Origin of the sequence: Brevundimonas abyssalis TAR-001, from assembly GCF_000466985.1 — a bacterium.
GTDB classification, from domain to species: Bacteria; Pseudomonadota; Alphaproteobacteria; order Caulobacterales; family Caulobacteraceae; genus Brevundimonas; species Brevundimonas abyssalis.
Map to the genome: position 1 here is coordinate 1 of NZ_BATC01000053.1, position 19,988 is coordinate 19,988.

Sequence of the window (19,988 nt, forward strand, 5' to 3'; positions counted from 1 at the left end):
AGGTCGATCATCGCCGGTTCGGGCTGGAAATATCCCGGCGCCCGCCGCGCAGCCGGGTCCACGGCGGGGATCGGCGTCCCGGGCCACATCACCTCCGCCGCCGCGGCCAGCGCCGCCGTCTGTGCGATCAGTTCCGCCTCGGTCTGGCGGACCAGGGTGTTCTCATAGACCCGCAGGAATATGGCGCTGGCGCCCGGCAGGATCGCCGCGAACAGCAGCACGGACAGCAGGATGGTGCGAAGCCGGAGAGCCGGCCAGTGGGCCCGAACGACAGCTCGCAGGCGCTGGAGCGCGGCTCGCGTCACGCCTCGCCGCCGAGACATGGCCCCATCTGGTAGCCGACCCCGGCGCGGGTCTCGATCACATCAGAGCCGCCGACGGTTGCGAATTTAGCCCGAAGATTGCGGACGTGACTGTCTATGGTCCGGTCGGTCAGTGCAAAGCCCGGCCCGTGAATACGGTCGATGATCGCGTCCCGCGTGAAGACCTTTTGCGGGGCAGCAGCCAGCGCCTTGATGATGCTGAACTCGGTCAGGGTCAGGGAAACCTCGTCTTCACCCCAACGGCGCGCCAGCCGTCCGTATCCAGCGAAAGCCGGCCGACCTGCGCCGCGCCCGGCGGCGGGGGCGGCGGCGACAGGTTCACCCGCCGCAGGATGGCGGCGACCCGGGCCACCACCTCCCGCGGACTGAAGGGCTTCACCACATAGTCATCGGCGCCCAGTTCGATGCCCAGGATACGGTCGATCTCGTCGTCCCGCGACGACAGGAACAGCACCGGCAGGGCGCCATGGGCCCGAATGCGGCGGCACACCTCGATGCCGTCCATGCGCGGCATGTTGATATCCAGAATGACCAGGTCGGGGGCCTGTTCGGCGATGGCGGCCAAAGCGGCTTCCCCGTCTCCCGCCTCACGGGTCGCCAGCCCGGCCTTGCCCAGGGCGAAGGTCAGGAGGTCGCGGATATGCGGGTCATCATCGACCACCAGAACCGAGCGCTGCATGATCGCCATGTTCAGTCTCCAGCCGTGGAGGTCAACGGGACAGTGGGAGAATGGCCGGCCTTTCGGCCGCTGCTGCAAGGCGGGGCGGCGGGATCAGGCGTCCGTCGCAGTCCCGGCCGCCGGGCGCCGGGGCCGCCAAGGGGTGGTCTGAGGTCATGCGCGCCACGCGATCCAGCCGTCGCTGGTCGCGCCAGCGCCAGCCCCGCCAGTCAGACTGACGCGCCTGTATGGCCGACATCTGGCGAACCCGCACGGCGGCGGTGCGATCCCTCAACAGCGGGTCCGGGGTGCGCTGCTCGAGTTCGACCAGAGCCGTGAGGGCGGCGCCGTTGAGGCTGTTAAGATAGCAGAGGTCCAGTTGGGCGCCTTGTCGGTCCGGGTCCAGCGCCTGGCGAATGTTCCAATGCGCTGCAAGCGTTCCCAGATCCACCGCACTGACCACAGCAAGCACGGTCAGCGCCACGCCGACGTTGGCGTTGATCAGCCAGGCGGCGCTGCGGTTCCTGAGCAGCCGCCAGCAGATCAGGCCCAGCCCGATGCCGACGAGCACCATCCAGATCATGGCGGCGATGCGGAACCGGGTCAGGGAATAGGCTTCGATATAGTCTGCAGTGCGCAGCAAACTGGAGGCGACCAGAAGCAGGTTCTGACCCACCCAGATCACCACCAACCACCTGACGAGCGGTCGCCCGGCGGTTTCCGACGCCGGGCGGAGGAAGACCAGGACGAAGAGGGCCGCCAGCAGAGCCGTGACGATCAGCGGATAGGCGCCGCGGTGCGCATACTGCGCCAGGGTGATCCCGTCCGGCAGCGGCGCGCCGCTCCAGAGAATGGCCAGGTCCAGCCCGTTCTGAACGGCGAACAGCAGGTTGAACACGATCAGTGACAGGGTGACCGACGCCGCCGTGACGCCCGAGAGCTTCTGGCCGTCCAGCGAGGGCAAGGGGAGAAGCCGTGACCGCCAGCGCGGGCGAAGAATTCCGCCGACCATGAAGACGCAGAGGATCCAGAACATCACCCGCGCCACCGCCTCACCGGACAAGGGCGGCAGCCGCAGCCGGGCGGTCAGGTCTCCGATCACGGGATTGGCGCTGGCGAACAGCGTGATGAAGACCGCCCCGCCCAGAACCGGCAGGATGAGGAGCCGCACTACCCCGGGTACATTGAAGGCCCGACGCTGCCGCTTCACCCGGTTCAGCCGCAGCAGATCAAGCCATGGCCCCACGACGGCGGTCGCGGCATGGACCACCAGGCGTTGCGCCCAGCGCCAGGCGTCCTCGTTCCGTCCCACCCGCGCGGACAGCATCGCGATCATCAGGCGAGCCCGAACAGCAGCCACGCAAGCGCGCTCGGGCGATCAATCAGGATCAAGGCCATGCCGGCGGCGGCCGCCGCCGCCGCGAAGCTCGAGGATCCGACGCCCAGCCTCTGCGGATCACCGCCGCCGTCGCCAACAAAAGGACAGCGAACAGACCCAGGGCTATTCCGATCGGCCTCAGGAAGAGCAGCCAGTCAGCAGCTACGACCAGAAGAAGCCCCAGAACGATTTTCAGCGCGAAGGATGATCGGATGGATGAAGTGTACACGGCTGGTCGGCGCCTCCCGATGAGGCCGCCGTTGTCACCCGTTCATGTGGAGCGGTGATGCGCGGGGCGTGGGGTTTTGAACCCCGCGCCGTGCAGAAACAGTGCAGAGCACCGGAAGGGAAGCCGTCTTGGCGCCAGGGCCAGACATGGCCTTGGGGAGACGCACGGCCCCGGCCGGACGACTCTCAGACGGCGTCTATGGCCGCGCGCAGCTTCTCACCGACCGACCGGGCGTGCCGCAGCAGCTCCGGATTGTCGATCGCGCTCATGGAAGCAGCCGGATCGACCGCGAACACCTCGGCCTGGCCGTCGATCTGCTGGACCACCACATTGCACGGCAGCATGACGCCCACATGAGACTCCATCTCCAGGGCCTCGTGGGCCATGCGGGGATTGCAGGCGCCGAGGATGCGATACGGGCGGAAATCCTCGCCGATCTTCTCCTTGAGGGTCGCGGCCACATCGATCTCGGTCAGGACACCGAAGCCTTCCGCCTTGAGGGCGTCACGGGTGCGGGCGAGCACCGCGTCGAAATCGGCGTCGATGATGCGGGCGTGGTAGTAGGTCATTTCTCGGCTCCTTCAGTGGCGTTCCGCGACAGGTCGCACACGGACATGATGATCCGCCGCCCCTTTGGTTCCGCGAGACGGTAGTAGATCGTCTGGTTGTCCCGGCGCGAGACGACCAGCCCTTCATCGCGCAGGCGGGCCAGATGCTGGGAACAGGACGACTGCGAGAGGCCGACGAAGCGCGCCAGATCCCCGACGGAATGGTCGCCGTCGGCCAGCCTGCACATCAGCCTGAGGCGATGTTCGTTGGCGAACAGCCGCAGCACCCGCGCCGCGGCCTCGGCGCCCGCCTCCAGACCGGACGTCTCCAGCGGGCGGGCGTCGGCGGCGGGCTCAGCCATGACCTCCGCTCCCGCCGTCATCGCTCATCGCTCGCCCGTCATCCTTCAGCGCCACATAGATGGCCGGGATCACGAGCACGGTCAGCAGGGTCGAAGACATCAGCCCGAACAGGAGCGAGATCGCCAGACCCTGGAAAATCGGGTCGAACAGGATCACCCCCGCGCCGATCATGGCCGCCAGGGCGGTGAGCAGGATGGGTTTGAACCGGATGGCGCCGGCCTCAAGCAGCACGTCCCGCAGGGGCCGCTCAGGCGTCCGGGCGTGGCCGATGAAGTCGACCAGAAGGATCGAGTTGCGCACGATGATGCCGGCCAGGGCGATGAACCCGATCATGGAGGTGGCCGTGAACGGCGCCCCGAACAGCATGTGGCCGATGACGATGCCGATCAGGGTTAGCGGGATCGGCGTCAGGATCACCAGCGGCAGCCGGAAATCGCGGAACTGGGCCACCACGAGCACATAGATGCCCAGCAGCGCCACGCCGAACGCCGCGCCCATGTCTCGGAAGGTGACCCAGGTGATCTCCCATTCGCCGTCCCACAGGATCGTCGCTGTGGTCTCGTCGTCAGGCTGGCCGTTCAGGCGAACCCGGGGACGCGGCAGGTCGCCCCAGTCATGGGCGTCGATGGCGTCCCCGATGGCGAGAATGCCGTAGATGGGCGCTTCGAACTGGCCGGCGAGTTCTGCGGTGACCATTTCAGCGGCGCGTCCGTCCCGTCGATAGATCGGCCAGCTGGCCAGTTCCCGGCGGGCCTCGACGACCTCTCCCAACTCGACCAGACGGGCGCCCCGTTCAGCGTCGTGACCGCCACCGGCATGACCGCCAGTTGCTCTGTCCAGGCGCGGGCCTCCTGTGGCAGGCGCACGGCGATCTCCACCGGGGGGCGCTCGTCGTCCCGGGCGGCGTAGCGAGGGCCTGTCCGCCCATGACCGCGGCGATGGAATCCAGCACCTCCCGCTCGGACAGGCCGAAACGTTCGATACGCTCGCGGTCGGGAACCAGCCTCAACACGGGTCGCCGCTCGCCCCGGCTGTTATCCACGTCCACGATGGACGGCTGAGCCCGGAACAGGGTCTCCAATTCCTGCGCCACCGCGCGCCGGGTCGCCGCGTCCGGCCCATAGACCTCGGCCAGCAGCGTCGCCAGGACAGGCGGCCCCGGCGGGGCCTCCACGACCTTGATCACGGCGCCGGGCGGCAAGGGCAGCTCGGCCAGGCGCTGTCGAAGATCGAGGGCCACGTCGTGGCTGCTGCGGTGACGATCGTGCTTGGGCGCCAGCATGACCGCCACGTCGCCCTGTTCAGGGCGGTCGCGCAGGAAATAGTGCCGGACCAGACCATTGAAATTGAACGGCGCCGCCGACCCCGCATAGGTCTCCATCGACAGGACCTCGGGCAGGGTCTGGACGACGACGGCGGCCGAGGCCAGCGCCCGGTCAGTCGCTTCCAGGCTGGTCCCTTCCGGCATGTCCAGCAGCACCTGAAGTTCGGATTTGTTGTCGAACGGCAGCAGCTTCACCGACACCGCCCGCAGGCCGAACATGGACATGGAGACGAGGGTGGCGATCCCCACCACGATCAGGAAGATCCAGGCCGCCCGCCGTGTGCGGATCACCGGAGCGGCGATCCTGCGATAGAGTCGACCCAGCCTGTCCTCGCCCTGATGGTGAGCGCCGTTCAGGGCCCGGCGCGCCAGTCTGATCATCAGCCACGGGGCGATGACCACGGCGACGAAAAAGGAGAAGACCATCGCCGCCGAGGCGTTGATGGGGATCGGCGCCATGTACGGCCCCATCAGGCCGGACACGAAGAGCATGGGCAGCAGGGCGGCGACGACCGTGAGCGTGGCCACGATCGTAGGGTTGCCGACTTCCGCAACAGCCTCCACCGTCGCCTGCTGGCGGCTGCGGCCGTCATTCATGGCCCAGTGCCGCGCGATGTTCTCGATCATAACGATGGCGTCGTCCACCAGGATGCCGATCGAGAAGATCAGGGCGAACAGGCTGACACGATTGATGGTGTAGCCCATCAGATTGGACGCGAAGAGCGTCAGCAGGATCGTGGTCGGAATGACCACGGCGGTGACGGCCGCCTCGCGCCAGCCGATGGCGAACCCGATGAGCACGACGATGGAGACCGTCGCCAGACCCAGGTGCATCAGCAGTTCGTTCGCCTTTTCGTTGGCGGTCTCGCCATAGTCGCGGGTGACGACCACCTCGAGGCCCTCGGGAATCAGCGTGCCCTGAAGGGCCTCAACGCGCGCCAGCACGGCATGGGAGACCACCACCGCGTTGGCTCCCCTGCGCTTTGCGATGGCCAGACTGACCGCCGGCGCCCGGGTCCACCCGTCCTCGGCGCGCGCATAGTGCGCCACGCGCGCCTGGTCCTCCCGCGGCGCCTGAACAATATCGGCGACATCGTTCAGGTAGACGGGGTCGCCGGTCAGCGACCGCACGGTCAGAAAGGCTGCATCCTGCGGCGTCGACAGGCGGCCGCCAGCGCGAACGACCAGCGATTGCCCCTGATCGCGCACAGCGCCTGCGGGGACGGTGCGATTGGCCTGGCGGACGGTGTCGAGAATGGAGATCAGCGGCACCCCCCGGGCGGACATGCGGGCCGGGTCCGGCTCCACCCGGATTTCGGCCGGACGACCGCCTTCGATGAAGGTCAGACCCACATCCTCGACCTTGGTGATCTCGGTCCTGAGCCTTGAGGCGACGTCATGAAGCGCCTGGTCGCTCCACCGGGCCGCCGCCTCGGGGCGGGGCGTCAGGGTCAGCACCAGGGCGGGCACGTCGTTGATGCCCCGCGTCACGATCTGTGGTTCGGAAACCCCTGTGGGAATGGCGTCATAGTTGGCGCGGACCCGCTCGTGGACGCGCACTGCCGCGTCATCGGGATCGGATCCCACCTCGAACCGCGCCGTGACCATCACCCGATCGTCCTCGACCTGGGTGTAGACGTGCTCCACGCCGTCCAGGCTGCGGACAATGGCTTCCAGAGGCTTGGCCGCCAGCTCGGCGGCGTCCGAAGCGTCCAGCCCCGGCGTGGCCACCAGAATGTCCACCATGGGCACGCTGATCTGGGGCTCCTCCTCGCGCGGGATCGAAACGAGCGCCATCAGACCGACAGCGATCGCCGCCAGCAGCATCAACGGGGTCAGCGGCGAATTGAGCGTCAGTCGGGTCAGCCGGCCGGAAAGCCCCAGATTCATCGCCCCGGCTCCGGCGCCACGAGTGTGTCGCCCTCGCTCACACCCGAGAGGATGCGGACCGTGTCGGCGTCATCGGAGTCGCCCAGTTGCACCGGCGCCTCGCTGACCCGCCCCGAGGCGTCGATGGTCCGCACATAGGCCAGCCCATGGCGCATCGCGATGAAGCGGCGCGGCGCCAGCAAAGCCTCTTGCTGGCCCAACGGCGCCTGCACCAGCACCCGCTGGCCCACCCGGTCGCTCGCCAGACCCTCGACCGCTATGTCGGCGACGATTCGGCCAGCGACGGCCGCGGGATAGATCTGGGCCACGGTTCCGGCGGCCGGAAGATTCTCGCCCTCCACCCGGATCTGTTGGCCCTGCCTCAGTCGGCGGCCTTGCGCTTCGGGCAACTCCAGCCTGAGGACCAGCGGGCCGGCCGTGATCGTGGCGATGGACTGACCGGCGACGACGACTGACCCTTCCGGCACGTCGGCAGTCAGCACCCGCCCCGCGACCGGCGCCAGAATCCGCCCCTGGCTCGCCGTTTCGACGCTGGCGGCGCGCTGGGCCCGGGCCGCGCGCAGGTGCGCCTGGGCGGCTTCAGCGCCGGCGCGGGCCTGATCCAGCGCCGCCTGGGCGTAGAAACCGCGATCGAAGAGCGTCTGAACACGCGCCAAGCTATCCCGGGCCAGCACGGCCTCCGCCTCGGCAGCTGAAACGGCAGCGTCGAGGGCGGTGGTCTGGAGGGAAAGACGGTCGTCAGACACGACCCCCAAGACCTGACCCTCGCTCACGATCATGCCCTCGCGCACGTTCAGCCGCACCAGGGTGCCGGAAATGCGCGCGCGCGCCTCGGCGAGATCACGAGAGGTGATGACAGCAGACGCCGGTTTCAGGATCGGGACGACCTGCTGTCGGATGACGAGACGCTCGCCCCGGACCTCGGTCGGCGCCACAGGTTCCGGATCGCCGCCACAGGCGCCGAGCAGGAAAACAATCAACGCCGCCAAGACTGTCGTGGATTTCATCTGACCCTGCAGGTGACCTCTGACGGAGAGATCATCGCCCCGGCGGCGGGGTGATTTCCTTGATACGGATCAAGGACGCCATGAATCGTATGGTGAAGGGTGCGGCCTCCATGCCATGGCAAGGGAAGCGTGCTCATGAACCGGCCAACAATCGTCATCATCGGCGCCGGCCTCGGCGGGGCCATTGCAGCCTTCGACATTCGCCATGTGGTCGGAGACCGGGCGCGGGTTGTGATGGTCTCCAAAGGAGACGTTTTCCACTTCACGCCGTCCAACCCCTGGGTGGCCGTCCGCTGGCGCACGAGGGACGCGATCGAGGTCAGGCTGCCCGATGTGATGAGGCGCAAGGGCGTCGAGTTCATCAATGTGCCGGCCACGCGCATCCGCCCCGACGAAAACGAGATCGACCTCTCGGACGGACGCGCCCTTCACTACGATTATCTGGTCATCGCCACAGGCCCTGACCTGGCCTTTGACGAGATTCCCGGTCTCGGCCCCGAAGGTCATACGGTCTCGATCTGCCATGTGGACCATGCGGTCGAGGCGGCGGCGGCCTTCGACGCCTTCATGGAAGCGCCCGGCCCGATCGTCGTCGGCGCGGTGCAGGGCGCTTCGTGCTTCGGCCCGGCCTATGAATTCGTGATGATCCTCGACACCGAGCTGCGCCGCCGCAAACTGCGCGACCGCGCCCCCATGACCTTCGTCACCTCCGAACCCTACATCGGCCATCTTGGCCTGGACGGCGTGGGCGACACCAAGGGTCTGCTGGAAAGCGAGATGCGCCAGCGGCACATCAAATGGATCACCAACGCCCGGGTGACATCCGTCGACGCCGGCATGATGCACGTGGAGGAGGTCGCGCAGGACGGGTCGGTCAAGGCGAGCCATGACCTGCCCTTCTCCTACTCCATGATGCTGCCCGCCTTCCGGGGCGTCGAGGCGATCCGGGGTGTCGAGGGGCTGACCAATCCGCGCGGGTTCGTCCTCGTGGACAAGCACCAGCGCAACCCGACCTGGCCTGACATCTTCGCCCTGGGCGTCTGCATCGCCATTCCGCCCACAGGCCCGACCCCTGTGCCGGTAGGCGTGCCCAAGACCGGATTCATGATCGAAAGCATGGTCACGGCGATCTCGATCAATCTCAGGGACATCATCGACGGCAAGCCGCCGACAGCGGAAGCCAGCTGGAACGCCATCTGTCTGGCCGACTTCGGCGACGAGGGCGTGGCGTTCATCGCCCAACCCCAGATTCCGCCGCGAAACATCAACTGGGCGGCGCGCGGTCGCTGGGTCCACGCCGCCAAGGCCGCTTTCGAGCGCTATTTCCTGCACAAGGTTCGCCGAGGGCAGGCCGAACCTCTCTACGAGAAGCTCGCGCTCAGCCTTCTCGGCGCCCCGAAGCTGCGATCGCCCGCCGCCCCGTCATCACAGGAGACCACCCCGTGACCCTTGATCATGCCGTCATGATGCTGGCCGGATCCCTCGTCCTCGTCGGAGCGGCCCTGGCCTACTGGGTGCATCCGGCGTGGATATGGCTGCCGGCGCTGGTTGGCCTCAATCTGATTCAGGCCTCGATCACGGGCTTCTGCCCTGCGGCCATTCTGCTGAAAAGGCTGGGCGTGCGTCCAGGGGCCGCGTTCCGTTGAACCCAGGTTGTTGCGGCAACCACGGCCGGGACTTCCGGGTGTTCAAGGAAGCTCATGTTTGCGGTCAGTGGCCGTATCTCTGCCGATACCAGTCCACGAATGCGGGCACGCCGCGGCTGATCGGGGTTTCGGGCTTGTAGCGGATCAGGCGCTCCAGCAGGTCGGCCGAGGCCGTGGTGTGCGGTACATCGCCGTCCTGCATGGGCAGGAAGTTCTTGGTCGCTGTGCGCCCCAAGGCGCGCTCAAGTTCACCGATGTACTCCATCAGGAGGATCGGGCGGCCTCCCCCGATGTTGACCATCCGAAAGGGTGCAACGGGCGACAGGCTGTCGTTCTCGACCCGATTGGCCTCGTTCGGCGCCACATCCATCAATCGCACAACGGCTTCCACCAGATCGTCGATGAAGGTGAAGTCGCGGGACATGTCGCCGCCCCCGTAAACATCGATCGGTTCGCCCGCCAGGATGGCTTTGGCGAATTTGAACAGGGCCATGTCCGGCCGGCCCCACGGCCCATAGACGGTGAAGAAGCGAAAGAAGGTCGTCGGAACGCCGAAGAGGTGCGCATAGGCATGCCCCATCAGCTCTGTTGCGCCTTTGGTGGCGGCGTAAAGCGTCATGGGATGAACCGCCCTGTCGGTCTCCCGGAACGGCATATCGACGTTGGCGCCGTAGGCCGAGCTGGTGGAGGCGCACAGCAGGTGTCGGACCGGCAGACGCCGCGCCGCCTCCAGCACATTGAACGAGCCGACCAGATTGGCGGAGATGTAGGCCTCGGGATGGTCGATGCTGTAGCGGACGCCCGCCTGGGCGGCCAGGTGGATGACCACCTCGGGTGAGAACGCGGCCCAGGCCGCGTTGAACGCGGGGCCGTCCTCCAGCGCCAGCCGCGCCACACGGAACGCCCCGTACCCCTCCAGGATGGTATTCCTGTCCTCCTTCAAGGCCAGGTCATAATAGGGCGAGAAGCTGTCGACCCCCAGCACCTCATGGCCATCTTCAAGCAGCCGCCGGGCCAGGTGAAAGCCAATGAACCCGGCCGTGCCGGTGATCAGATAGCGCATGCCATGCCCTCCTTTTTCCCCGACAGCCATCCCTCGGACGGCGGGCTCTGCGGCTCGTGCCGTGCAAGCGGTTCATCGCCTCTCGCTCAGACCACATCTCGCCATCCAAGGCTTCCCAAATTCTAAACCAGGGAAATGGCTGCGCTGAACGCTCGGACTGCTTCCGCAATCAGCGCAGGACAGATCAAGAGTCGTGCCTGAGAAAGGGCCGGCGGCGGGGGATAGGACAGCGACGGCCGGCTCTGATATGAGAGGCGCGGGCCGCGCGGGCATCCGTTTTCGCGCGGGAGTCGTTTCTGAGCCATGACCCTCCTGGAAATCCTTCTCCTCCTCGCGCGCAATCTGGCCCTGATCGTCGTGGTTATGCTGGCGCTTTGGCTCCTCGCCCTGAAGCTGAAGGATGTCAGCTTCATCGACGGGGTCTGGGGTCTGGGCATGGTGCTGCTGGCGGGGGCCACGTTCCTGCAGACGGACGGCGATCCCCTGCGCAAGGGGCTTCTGACCGGGCTGTGCGCCGTGTGGGGCATCCGGCTGGGCGTGCACCTGCTGAAACGCTGGCGCGCCCACGGCCCGGACCGGCGCTATCAGGCCCTGCTGAAAAGCCGCGCGAACAAGGGGCAGGGCTTCGCCCCGGCCTCGCTGATGTTCGTGTTCCTGCCACAGGCGGTGCTGCTGTGGCTGACCTGCCTGCCGGTGCAGCTGGGCCAGGTGGCGGCGGCGCCCGCCGTGGGCTGGATCGGCTGGATCGGCGCGGCCCTGGCCCTGTTCGGCATCGTGTTCGAGACCGTGGCCGACGCCCAGCTCTCGGCGTTCAAGCGCGACCCGGACAGCAAGGGCAAGGTGCTGGACACCGGCCTGTGGCGCTACACCCGCCACCCCAACTATTTCGGCGACGCCTGCGTCTGGTGGGGTCTGTGGCTGGTGGCGGCGGAGACCGTTCCGGGTCTGTTTGCGATCCTCGGGCCGATCTTCCTCACCTTCACCCTGACCAAATGGTCGGGCGCGCCCACCACCGAGGGCGGGATGCACAAATCCCGGCCCGGCTATGCGGATTATGTGGCGCGCACCAGCGGCTTCTTCCCCCTGCCGCCGAAGAAGACAGCGGGCTGAATTCGCCGGATTGGCGATAAGCGAACCAAGTGCGGACGGCTGCGTTAACCTTTGCGGCCGAGCTGGAGAACCGCCATGAAATCTGTGCTGTCGATCGCCGGAGCCGGAACGCTCGGCGCGCTGCTGCTGTCCGCCGCCCCCGCGTTGAGCCAGAGCTACGGCTCCGGCTACGGGGCCGGCTATGATTATGACCGGGGCGCCTATGCCTATGGCAACGCCTATGCGGGCCAGGATCGGTCGTACGGCTACGCCCGACGCGGCTCATACGACAGGGGCTATGACGACCGGGGATACGGCGACAGACGATATGAGGACCGCGGGCGTGGCGACGATCATCGCCGTCGCGAGCGGTACGATCCGCCCCAGCGGCCGGCACCCTACACCAGCTATAATTCCTACGGCGTGAACAGCGCCCATGTGACCGGATACAGCTACGGCTATGGCGGGGCGGGCTACCCTTACGCACAGACGCAAAGCTACAGCTACGGCTATGCTCAACCGTCGCGGGGCTACAGCCAGTACGGCTACGCCGACCGGGGCGGGCGATACGGGTACAGCCGGGACTACCGGCATGACCAGCGGCGGCCCGGCTACCGGGACCGGCATGGATATAACGACGACCGGCCGCCTGCCCGGCATCGCACCGAGTATCGGTATGACAACGACTACCGCTACGACCGGGACTGCTATTGCCAGGACGTTTATCTGTACGACCGCTGAGGATCGTCAGGCGGCGGCCATCTCCTGCACGATGGCTTCGGCCGCGACGCGCGGATCGGGCGCGGCGGTGATGGGGCGGCCCACCACGAGGTGGGTGGCGTCGGCCTGCAAGGCCGAGGCCGGGGTGGCGGCGCGGGCCTGATCGTCCAGGGCGGCGCCCGCCGGGCGGACGCCCGGGGTGACGATCAGGAAGTCGGGGCGGCCGGCGGCCTCGGCCAGGGCGCGCACCTGCGCCGCCTCGTGGGGGCTGGAGACCACCCCGTCGATGCCCGCGTCCAGCGCCTGACGCACCCGCAGCGCCACCAGATCGGCGGCGGACAGGCTGTGGTCGTCGGCGGTCAGGTCCGCGTCGGTCAGGCTGGTCAGGACCGTGACGCCCAGGATCTTAAGGCCCGAGCCTTCGGCGCCCTTTCGGGCCGCCGCCATCACCTGCGGCTGGGCGTGGACGGTCAGCAGGTCGCAGCCGGATCTGGCCAGGGCGGCGGCGGCCTTTTCCACGGTCGCGCCGATGTCGTGCAGCTTCCAGTCCAGGAACACCTGCTTGCCGTCCGCCTTCAGCTCGCGGGCCAGGACCATGCCGTCGGTGGCGAACAACTGCAGTCCCACCTTGTAGAATTCGACGGCGTCGCCCAGCCGCCCGGTCAGGGCGCGGGCCTCATCGGTGGTGGGGAAATCGAGTGCGCAGATCAGGCGCGGGTCGGACATGGCGTGGTCTCCGGGCGCTCGAGTGAAGGAACGCGGGTTGCGAAGCGGCGCGACCCGGCCGATAGAGGCGGAACGCGGGGCAGAACAGATTTTCAGGCCAAGACATGGACATGAACGCCGTCGATCTCGGGGTCAACCTCTTCGTGGCCCTGTTCGCCCTGGCCGATCCCATCGGCAATGTGCCCATCTTTGCGGCCGCCACCCTGGGCGCCACGGCGGCGCAGCGGCGCGGCATCAGCGGCATGATCGCCCTGACCATGATCGGGTTTCTGGTCTTCTTCTTCGTCACCGGCCTGGCCCTGCTGGAGTTCTTCGGCATCTCGCTGGCGGCGTTCCGCATCGCCGGGGGCATCCTGCTGCTGTTTCTGGGTCTGGACATGACCCGGGATGATTTCCTCAAGGCCTTCGCCGACGTGGACCCCACCAATGATCCGGGCGACGTGCGCGGCTATGCGCGGCGGCGGTTCCAGCGTCTGGTGGTGCCCATCGCCATTCCGCTGCTGATCGGGCCCGGGGCCATTTCAGCGGTGATCATTCAAGCGGGCGAAGCCCGCGAGATCGGGGCGGCGGGCTGGGCCGCGGGGCTGGCGGCCATCGTGGCGGTGTCGGTGGTGACCTTCGCCTGTTTCTCGGTCTCGGGCCTGATCAGCCGGCTTCTGGGCGAAGTGGGCATGGCCATCGTGGTGCGGGTGCTGGGCCTGATCCTGTGCGCCCTGGCGGTTCAGTTCATCATCGTGGGCCTGGGTGAGGCCACCAACGGCTTCATCAACCTGGCCGCCTCGGCGCCCTACGGCGAGGGTGGGCACTGAGGGCGGATCAGCCCTTGCGGATGACAGCCAGCAATTCGTCCCGCACCTCGGGCTCATAGGGAATGGCCGGGCCGCGCCCCCAGACCGGATCGGGCCACAGGCCGTCATCGCGGCGCCGGCCGACCACATGGACGTGCAGCTGGGCGGTGACATTGCCGATGGCGGCGATGTTCAGCTTCTCCACCGGGCGCATGGACCGCTGGCCGATGGCCCGCACCATGGCGCCCGCGCGTACGGTCTCCTCCATCAGCACCGCCCGTTGTTCCGCCGTCAGCTGGTCCAGTTCGATCAGGCCCTCGAAGCGGGGAATCAGGATCAGCCAGGGAAAGCGCGCGTCATCCTGCAGCCGGACCTGACACAGCGGCCAGTTCGCCGCCTCGATCGAACCGGCGTCAAAGGCCGGGTCGCAGCGAAGGCCTCCGTCATCGCCCCAGCGCCGCCCGCTGCATGGCGAACAGCTCGGCGCAGCCGCTTTCGGCCAGCCCGAACAGGCGGTCGAACTCGGCCCGGCTGAAGCCGCGCTTCTCGCCGGTGGCCTGGATCTCCACGATGTCGCCTGACCCGGTCAGGACAAAGTTGGAATCGGCCTCGGCATTGGAATCCTCTTCGTAATCCAGGTCCAGCACGGGCGTATCCATGAACACGCCGCAGGACACCGCCGCCACCTGATCCAGAATGGGGTCGGTTTTCAGCACGCCCTCGTCCTTCAGGTAGTTCAGGGCCGAGGCCATGGCGACCCAGGCGCCGGTGATGGCGGCGGTGCGGGTGCCGCCGTCGGCCTGGATCACGTCGCAGTCGATCAGCACCTGACGCTCGCCCAGCGCCTTCATGTCCACCACCGCCCGCAGCGAGCGGCCGATCAGGCGCTGGATTTCCTGCGTCCGGCCCGACTGCTTGCCCGCCGCCGCCTCCCGCCGGCCCCGGGTGTGGGTGGCGCGGGGCAACATGCCATATTCCGCCGTGACCCAGCCCTGCCCCTTGCCGCGCAGCCACGGCGGCAGGCTTTCCTCCACCGACGCGGTGACCAGAACCTTCGTATGGCCAAAGCTGACCAGGCACGAGCCCTCGGCGTAGCGATTGACCCCGATCTCGAGGGTGACGGGGCGAAGCTGTTCGGGCGTGCGGTCAGACGGGCGCATGGGTCTCGCTTATCGTATTGGAAGTGGTGGCCCGGACGCTTATCCTGAAAGGGTGAGCCTGTCCCGTCCAGAAGCCGTGAAAGCCGTTTATCCGCACCCCCCCGCAGCGGAGGCCCGGTCATGAGCCTGTTCGCCCCCTCCGCCCCCCTGACCATGCTGGACGACCGGGCGCGCGACATCTTCCGCCGCATCGTCGAGACCTATCTGGAGACCGGCGAGCCGGTGGGTTCGCGCACCCTGTCCCTGAGCGGGGTGTCCCTGTCGCCGGCCTCCATCCGCAACACCATGCAGGACCTGACCCTGGCGGGGCTGCTGCACGCGCCCCACACGTCGGCCGGAAGGGCGCCCACCCACGCGGGCCTGCGTCTGTTCGTGGACGGGCTGCTGGAGATCGGCGACGTCAGCCAGGAGGAGCGGCGCGAGATCGACGCCCGTCTGGCCGTCCACAAGGGCGCGGCGGGCCGCGGCGGCTTCGAGGAGGCGCTGGATGCGGCCTCGTCCCTGCTGTCGGGTCTGGCGGGCGGCGCCGGCGTGGTGGCCAGCCCGGTGCGTGACACCGGCGTGCGCCATGTGGAGTTCGTGGCCCTGGGTGAGGATCAGGCGCTGGCGGTTCTGGTGGCCGAGGACGGCACGGTTGAGAACCGCCTGATGCCGCTGGCCGCCGGGGTCACGGCCTCGACCCTTCAGGAAGCCTCCAACTTCCTCAACGCCCGGCTCAAGGGCCGACCGCTGCAGGAGGCGCGCAGCGAGATGAGCGCCGAGCTTCAGGCCGCCCGGCGCGATCTGAACGAGGCCGCCGCCCGGCTGGTGGAGGACGGCATGGCCGCCTGGTCCGGCGGACCGGACCGCGAGCGGGCCCTGATCGTGCGCGGCCGCGCCAATCTTCTGCAGGACCGCGAGGCGCTGGAGGATCTGGAGCGGGTGCGCGTCCTGTTCGACGACCTGGAGCAGAAAGAACAGCTGATCGGCCTTCTGGACGGGGTCACAAACGCCCAGGGGGTGCGCATCTTCATCGGCGCCGAAACGCGACTGTTTTCACTTTCGGGTTCCGCCGTGATCGCGGCGCCCTATATGTCGGGCCGACAGCGGGTTCTGGGCGCCATCGGCGTAATCGGACCTGCAAGACTGAACTACGCCCGTGTCATTCCGTTGGTGGACTATACCGCCCGGGTGCTGGGCCGGATGCTGGACGGACAGGAAACGTGAGCGACACCTATAACGACCGAAACGACGCCGAAGCGCGCGACGAAGCCGACCTGAACGCCGAGGCGGGGCTTGACGCCGATCCCGCCCACGCGTTCGAGCAGGAGGACGATCTGGGCCCCATCGACGCCCTGATCACCGAGCGCGACGAGTGGAAGGACCGCGCCCTGCGCGCCGTAGCCGAGGCCGACAACGTCAAGCGCCGCGCCGAGCGCGAGATGAATGACGCGCGCGCTTACGCCATCACCCGCTTCGCCCGCGATCTGCTGGGCGTGGCCGACAATCTGTCGCGCGCCTTGCAGGCGGCTCCGAAGGAGAACGCCGACGCCGCCGTGGGCGGTCTCGTCACCGGGCTGGAGATGACCGAGAAGTCGCTGCTGTCGGCCTTCGAGACAAACGGCCTGACCCGCGTGGCGCCCGAGGCGGGGGAGGCGTTCGACCCCAACCTGCATCAGGCCATGATGGAGCAGCCCTCCGACACCGTGGCGGCCGGCCAGGTCATCCAGACCATGCAGGCGGCTACGCCCTGTTCGGCCGGGTCGTGCGTCCCGCCATGGTGGTGGTGGCCGCGCGGGGATCTGGCGGCGGCTCGCAGGAGCCCGGCGCGCGACTCGACGCCAAGGTCTGATACCTAGAGGTGAGCCTGGAAGTGCGCCAGCAGGCGTGACCAGCCGTCCGCCGCCGCTTCGGCTGATAGCTGGGGCGGTAGTCAGCGTGAAAGGCGTGTCCGGCGCCCGTATAGAGCACGATCTCGCTGGCGGTCTGGCCCTCCCGGGTCAGGGCCTCGCGCATGGCTTCCACCGACGCGACCGGAATGCCCCGGTCGTCCTCTCCGTACAGGCCCAGCACCGGCGCCTTGAGGTCGCCCGCCAGGTCCACCGGCCAGGGCGCGCCGGCGGTCGCGCCGTCTTCCGGGGCCAGCCGCCCGTACCAGGCGACGCCCGCGTCAAAGGCGGCGAAGCGGGCCACCGCCTGCCAGACCACCTTGCCGCCCCAGCAGAAGCCGGTGATCCCCACCCGCTCACTGTCGGCCCAGATCTGGCCGCCCAGCCACTGCAGGGTCGCCGAGACGTCGCCCATGACCTGTTCGTATCCGGCCGCCCCAACGATCTCGAACACTCGCGCCATGTCCGACAGGGGCGCTGGATCCTCCACCCGCACGAAGAAGGCGGGGGCGATGGCCGCATAGCCCTCCCTGGCCAGGCGGCGGCACACGTCCTGGATATAGGCGTGCACGCCGAAGATCTCCGACGCCACCACCACGATGGGGAACGGCCCTTCGCCCTCGGGCCGCGCCACATAGGCGGGCAGGTCGAAGCCGTCCGGCGCGGGCAGGTTCACCGTCTCGGTCACCAGTCCGTCGGCATCCGTCACCACCGGCTCGGCCGATTGCGACACCGCCGCGGTCGCATAGCCGGCGAACAGCAGGCCCCCCAGCAGCCGGCGACTGATCTTGAAATCCTCGGGCCGGGGGCCTTCGGGGCGGATCAGGTTCACGCTCATGACGGGTCTCCGGGGGTCGGCTCGGGAAAGCGCGACTGTGCGCCGCCCCGTGGGTCCGGTCCAGTCACGACCCGGTCAAGCGGCCGTTCAGGCGGCACGTCGCAGGGTCAGGTTCATGCGCCCGCCCCCCGGCAAAAGGCTGGACGATCCGCCCAGAATCCGGTCGATCCCGTGCCGCGCCAGCCGCGCCGGCCCTGACAGCATGCATGCATCCCCCGAGGCCAGCCGCACCGAGCGCGTCCGCCCGCCGCCCGCCGCCCCGATCCGGAACACCGCCGTGTCCCCCAGCGAGACCGACAGCACCGGCGCGGTCAGGTCCCGCTCATCCTTGTCCTGATGCAGGCCCATGCGGGCGTCGGCGTCATACAGATTGACCAGACAGGCGTCGGGCGGCGCGGGCCAGCCGGTCAGATCGTCCCACAAGGTCAGCAACATCTGGGGAATCGGCGGCCAGGGCGCGCCTGTTTCGGGATGAACCGCCTGATAGCGATAGCCCGCCCGGTCCGAGACCCACCCCAGCGGCCCCAGATTGCTCATACGCACAGAGAACGGCCGTCCGCCTGGCGTGACAGGCCGATACAGCGGCGCGGCCTCCAGCGCCGCCAGCACCTGATCCCGCAGCTGCGCCTGATCCGCAGCCGTCAGTCGCCCCGGCCAGAGGCGAAAACCGTCGAGCGAGTCATCCAGCGTCATGTCGGCGGGCGAGGTCATTGACCCCATATCGGATGGGCCTGATCTCGCGCCAAGCCCTTGCACCCCTTGCGGGCTTTCCCATATCCGACCGGAACGTGGACAAGACCCTATTCCTTTGAGGGAATTGTTCGCTTAAGGAGCCCCACCGCCGGTTCGCCCGGCAAGCCTAACAACCCACAGGGGGCGGTCACGCGCGGCGCTTGATCCGAAGGCCGCCGCATCGCCCGCCGATACGGAGTGAAAGACAACGCCCATGAGCAAGATCATCGGCATCGACCTCGGCACCACCAACTCGTGTGTTGCGGTCATGGACGGCAAGAATCCCAAGGTCATCGAGAACGCCGAGGGCAACCGCACCACCCCGTCGGTGGTCGCGATCCAGGAGGACGGCCAGTCCCTGGTCGGCCAGCCGGCCAAGCGCCAGGCGGTCACCAACCCCGAGAACACCTTCTTCGCCATCAAGCGCCTGATCGGCCGCAGCTATGACGACCCCGTCGTGGCGAAGGACAAGAAGATGGTCCCCTACGAGATCGTCAAGGGCCCCAATGGCGACGCCTGGGTGCGCGCCCACGGCAAGGACTATTCCCCCCAGCAGGTCTCCGCCTTCACCCTTCAGAAGATGAAGGAGGCCGCCGAGGCCTATCTGGGCGAGAAGGTCGAGAAGGCGGTCATCACCGTCCCGGCCTATTTCAACGACGCCCAGCGTCAGGCCACCAAGGACGCCGGCAAGATCGCCGGCCTTGAGGTCCTGCGCATCATCAACGAGCCCACCGCGGCCGCGCTGGCCTATGGCCTCGACAAGAACGACGGCCAGAAGATCGCCGTCTACGACCTGGGCGGCGGCACCTTCGACGTCTCGATCCTGGAGATCGGCGACGGCGTGTTCGAGGTGAAGGCCACCAACGGCGACACCTTCCTCGGCGGCGAGGACTTCGACCTGCGTCTGGTCGATTATCTGGCCGATGAGTTCAAGAAGGAGCAGGGCGTCGACCTGCGCTCCGACAAGCTGGCCCTGCAACGCCTCAAGGAAGAGGCCGAAAAGGCCAAGAAGGAGCTGTCCTCGGTCACCCAGTACGAGGTCAACCTGCCCTTCATCACCATGAACGCCTCGGGCCCGCTGCACCTGAACATCAAGCTCTCGCGCGCCAAGCTCGAAGCCCTGGTGGACGACCTGATCCAGCGCAGCATCGAGCCGTGCCAGAAGGCCCTCAAGGACGCGGGCCTCAAGGCCTCGGACATCGACGAGGTCATTCTGGTCGGCGGCATGACCCGCATGCCCAAGGTGCAGGAGGCCGTGAAGGCCTTCTTCGGCCGGGAGCCGCACAAGGGCGTGAACCCCGATGAAGTGGTGGCGCTGGGCGCCGCCGTTCAGGCCGGCGTGCTGCAGGGCGACGTCAAGGACGTGCTTCTGCTGGACGTGACCCCCCTGACCCTGGGCATCGAGACCCTGGGCGGCGTGTTCACCCCCCTGATCGAGCGCAACACGACGATCCCCACCAAGAAGAGCCAGGTGTTCTCCACCGCCGACGACAACCAGTCGGCCGTGACCATCCGGGTGTTCCAGGGCGAGCGGCCCATGGCGGCGGACAACAAGATCCTCGGCCAGTTCGACCTGATGGGCATTCCCCCCGCACCGCGCGGCATGCCCCAGATCGAGGTGACCTTCGACATCGACGC

General features: G+C 67.9%; 21 protein-coding genes and 2 pseudogenes. 8 read left to right on the plus strand and 15 right to left on the minus strand.

The features are described from left to right. From MBEBAB_RS15795 to MBEBAB_RS11665, 9 genes and pseudogenes are all read right to left on the minus strand, one after another. A pseudogene (locus MBEBAB_RS15795) lies at positions 1 to 305 on the minus strand (sensor histidine kinase); the annotation flags it as partial. Further along, entirely contained in the window at positions 302 to 574 is a 273-nt protein-coding gene (locus MBEBAB_RS17705) for a winged helix-turn-helix domain-containing protein (protein ID WP_306302028.1), read from the minus strand. The pseudogene MBEBAB_RS15795 and the gene MBEBAB_RS17705, both read right to left, overlap by 4 nt. Further along, positions 538 to 1,011 carry a response regulator gene (locus MBEBAB_RS11640; RefSeq protein ID WP_242397160.1) on the minus strand — a complete coding sequence of 158 codons (474 nt, stop codon included), beginning with the start codon at positions 1,009 to 1,011 and terminating at the stop codon, positions 538 to 540. Before MBEBAB_RS11640 ends, MBEBAB_RS17705 begins: the two co-directional genes overlap by 37 nt. Before the next feature lie 22 nt (positions 1,012 to 1,033). Then, positions 1,034 to 2,317, minus strand: coding sequence for a DUF4153 domain-containing protein (locus MBEBAB_RS11645; protein WP_052516799.1), 1,284 nt, complete (start codon positions 2,315 to 2,317; stop codon positions 1,034 to 1,036). A gap of 456 nt (positions 2,318 to 2,773) precedes the next feature. After that, positions 2,774 to 3,157: a DUF302 domain-containing protein gene (locus MBEBAB_RS11650; protein ID WP_045319268.1), complete on the minus strand. Its 384-nt coding sequence runs from the start codon at positions 3,155 to 3,157 to the stop codon at positions 2,774 to 2,776. Further along, complete coding sequence (locus tag MBEBAB_RS11655; RefSeq protein ID WP_045319273.1) at positions 3,154 to 3,498, minus strand: ArsR/SmtB family transcription factor; 345 nt, start codon at positions 3,496 to 3,498, stop codon at positions 3,154 to 3,156. Before MBEBAB_RS11655 ends, MBEBAB_RS11650 begins: the two co-directional genes overlap by 4 nt. Then, positions 3,491 to 4,270, minus strand: coding sequence for an efflux RND transporter permease subunit (locus MBEBAB_RS18710; protein WP_373852934.1), 780 nt, complete (start codon positions 4,268 to 4,270; stop codon positions 3,491 to 3,493). The genes MBEBAB_RS11655 and MBEBAB_RS18710 overlap by 8 nt, the downstream gene beginning before the upstream one ends. A 22-nt stretch (positions 4,271 to 4,292) precedes the next feature. Continuing rightward, positions 4,293 to 6,713: an efflux RND transporter permease subunit gene (locus tag MBEBAB_RS11660; protein ID WP_373852935.1), complete on the minus strand. Its 2,421-nt coding sequence runs from the start codon at positions 6,711 to 6,713 to the stop codon at positions 4,293 to 4,295. Continuing rightward, positions 6,710 to 7,720, minus strand: coding sequence for an efflux RND transporter periplasmic adaptor subunit (locus tag MBEBAB_RS11665; protein ID WP_045319269.1), 1,011 nt, complete (start codon positions 7,718 to 7,720; stop codon positions 6,710 to 6,712). Before MBEBAB_RS11665 ends, MBEBAB_RS11660 begins: the two co-directional genes overlap by 4 nt. Positions 7,721 to 7,855: 135 nt before the next feature. On the opposite strand from MBEBAB_RS11665, the gene MBEBAB_RS11670 reads away from it, so the two are divergent. Next, positions 7,856 to 9,166: an NAD(P)/FAD-dependent oxidoreductase gene (locus tag MBEBAB_RS11670; RefSeq protein WP_021698204.1), complete on the plus strand. Its 1,311-nt coding sequence runs from the start codon at positions 7,856 to 7,858 to the stop codon at positions 9,164 to 9,166. Further along, complete coding sequence (locus MBEBAB_RS11675) at positions 9,163 to 9,366, plus strand: YgaP family membrane protein (RefSeq protein WP_021698205.1); 204 nt, start codon at positions 9,163 to 9,165, stop codon at positions 9,364 to 9,366. Before MBEBAB_RS11670 ends, MBEBAB_RS11675 begins: the two co-directional genes overlap by 4 nt. 64 nt (positions 9,367 to 9,430) lie before the next feature. On the opposite strand, the gene MBEBAB_RS11680 is transcribed toward MBEBAB_RS11675, so the two are convergent. Beyond that, positions 9,431 to 10,429 (minus strand): NAD-dependent epimerase/dehydratase family protein, encoded by a 999-nt coding sequence (locus MBEBAB_RS11680; RefSeq protein ID WP_021698206.1) that lies wholly within the window; start codon positions 10,427 to 10,429, stop codon positions 9,431 to 9,433. Between the two features lie 303 nt (positions 10,430 to 10,732). Here MBEBAB_RS11680 and MBEBAB_RS11685 point away from each other — a divergent pair, with 303 nt between their 5' ends. Continuing rightward, entirely contained in the window at positions 10,733 to 11,539 is an 807-nt protein-coding gene (locus MBEBAB_RS11685; protein ID WP_021698207.1) for a DUF1295 domain-containing protein, read from the plus strand. 75 nt (positions 11,540 to 11,614) lie between these two features. Beyond that, positions 11,615 to 12,259 carry a hypothetical protein gene (locus tag MBEBAB_RS11690; RefSeq protein WP_021698208.1) on the plus strand — a complete coding sequence of 215 codons (645 nt, stop codon included), beginning with the start codon at positions 11,615 to 11,617 and terminating at the stop codon, positions 12,257 to 12,259. 6 nt (positions 12,260 to 12,265) lie between these two features. Here MBEBAB_RS11690 and pyrF read toward each other — a convergent pair whose 3' ends face one another. Further along, a complete protein-coding gene (gene pyrF / locus MBEBAB_RS11695) occupies positions 12,266 to 12,964 on the minus strand; it encodes an orotidine-5'-phosphate decarboxylase (RefSeq protein ID WP_021698209.1) in 699 nt (232 codons plus the stop codon). Positions 12,965 to 13,074: 110 nt separating this feature from the next. On the opposite strand from pyrF, the gene MBEBAB_RS11700 reads away from it, so the two are divergent. After that, positions 13,075 to 13,773 carry a MarC family protein gene (locus MBEBAB_RS11700; RefSeq protein ID WP_045319274.1) on the plus strand — a complete coding sequence of 233 codons (699 nt, stop codon included), beginning with the start codon at positions 13,075 to 13,077 and terminating at the stop codon, positions 13,771 to 13,773. A gap of 7 nt (positions 13,774 to 13,780) precedes the next feature. Here MBEBAB_RS11700 and MBEBAB_RS11705 read toward each other — a convergent pair whose 3' ends face one another. Together MBEBAB_RS11705 and rph are read right to left on the minus strand one after the other, a co-directional pair. Beyond that, the gene (locus tag MBEBAB_RS11705) at positions 13,781 to 14,155 is read right to left on the minus strand and encodes an HIT domain-containing protein (RefSeq protein ID WP_045319270.1); all 375 of its coding nucleotides are present in this window, start codon (positions 14,153 to 14,155) and stop codon (positions 13,781 to 13,783) included. Positions 14,156 to 14,195: 40 nt separating this feature from the next. Then, positions 14,196 to 14,912: a ribonuclease PH gene (gene rph / locus MBEBAB_RS11710; protein ID WP_021698212.1), complete on the minus strand. Its 717-nt coding sequence runs from the start codon at positions 14,910 to 14,912 to the stop codon at positions 14,196 to 14,198. Between the two features lie 120 nt (positions 14,913 to 15,032). Here rph and hrcA point away from each other — a divergent pair, with 120 nt between their 5' ends. Beyond that, a complete protein-coding gene (gene hrcA / locus MBEBAB_RS11715; protein WP_021698213.1) occupies positions 15,033 to 16,118 on the plus strand; it encodes a heat-inducible transcriptional repressor HrcA in 1,086 nt (361 codons plus the stop codon). A gap of 50 nt (positions 16,119 to 16,168) precedes the next feature. Beyond that, positions 16,169 to 16,743: pseudogene (gene grpE / locus MBEBAB_RS11720) on the plus strand (nucleotide exchange factor GrpE). Here the strand turns inward: grpE and MBEBAB_RS11725 are convergent. Both MBEBAB_RS11725 and MBEBAB_RS11730 read right to left on the minus strand, forming a co-directional pair. Continuing rightward, the gene (locus MBEBAB_RS11725; RefSeq protein WP_021698214.1) at positions 16,635 to 17,618 is read right to left on the minus strand and encodes a dienelactone hydrolase family protein; all 984 of its coding nucleotides are present in this window, start codon (positions 17,616 to 17,618) and stop codon (positions 16,635 to 16,637) included. The pseudogene grpE and the gene MBEBAB_RS11725 sit on opposite strands and share 109 nt — an antisense overlap. A gap of 87 nt (positions 17,619 to 17,705) precedes the next feature. Continuing rightward, positions 17,706 to 18,311 carry an alpha-ketoglutarate-dependent dioxygenase AlkB gene (locus MBEBAB_RS11730; RefSeq protein ID WP_148291527.1) on the minus strand — a complete coding sequence of 202 codons (606 nt, stop codon included), beginning with the start codon at positions 18,309 to 18,311 and terminating at the stop codon, positions 17,706 to 17,708. Positions 18,312 to 18,564: 253 nt separating this feature from the next. Between MBEBAB_RS11730 and dnaK the strand changes: the two genes are divergently transcribed. Beyond that, positions 18,565 to 19,988: molecular chaperone DnaK (dnaK, locus tag MBEBAB_RS11735; RefSeq protein ID WP_045319272.1), on the plus strand; the 1,424-nt coding region annotated here is incomplete at its 3' end.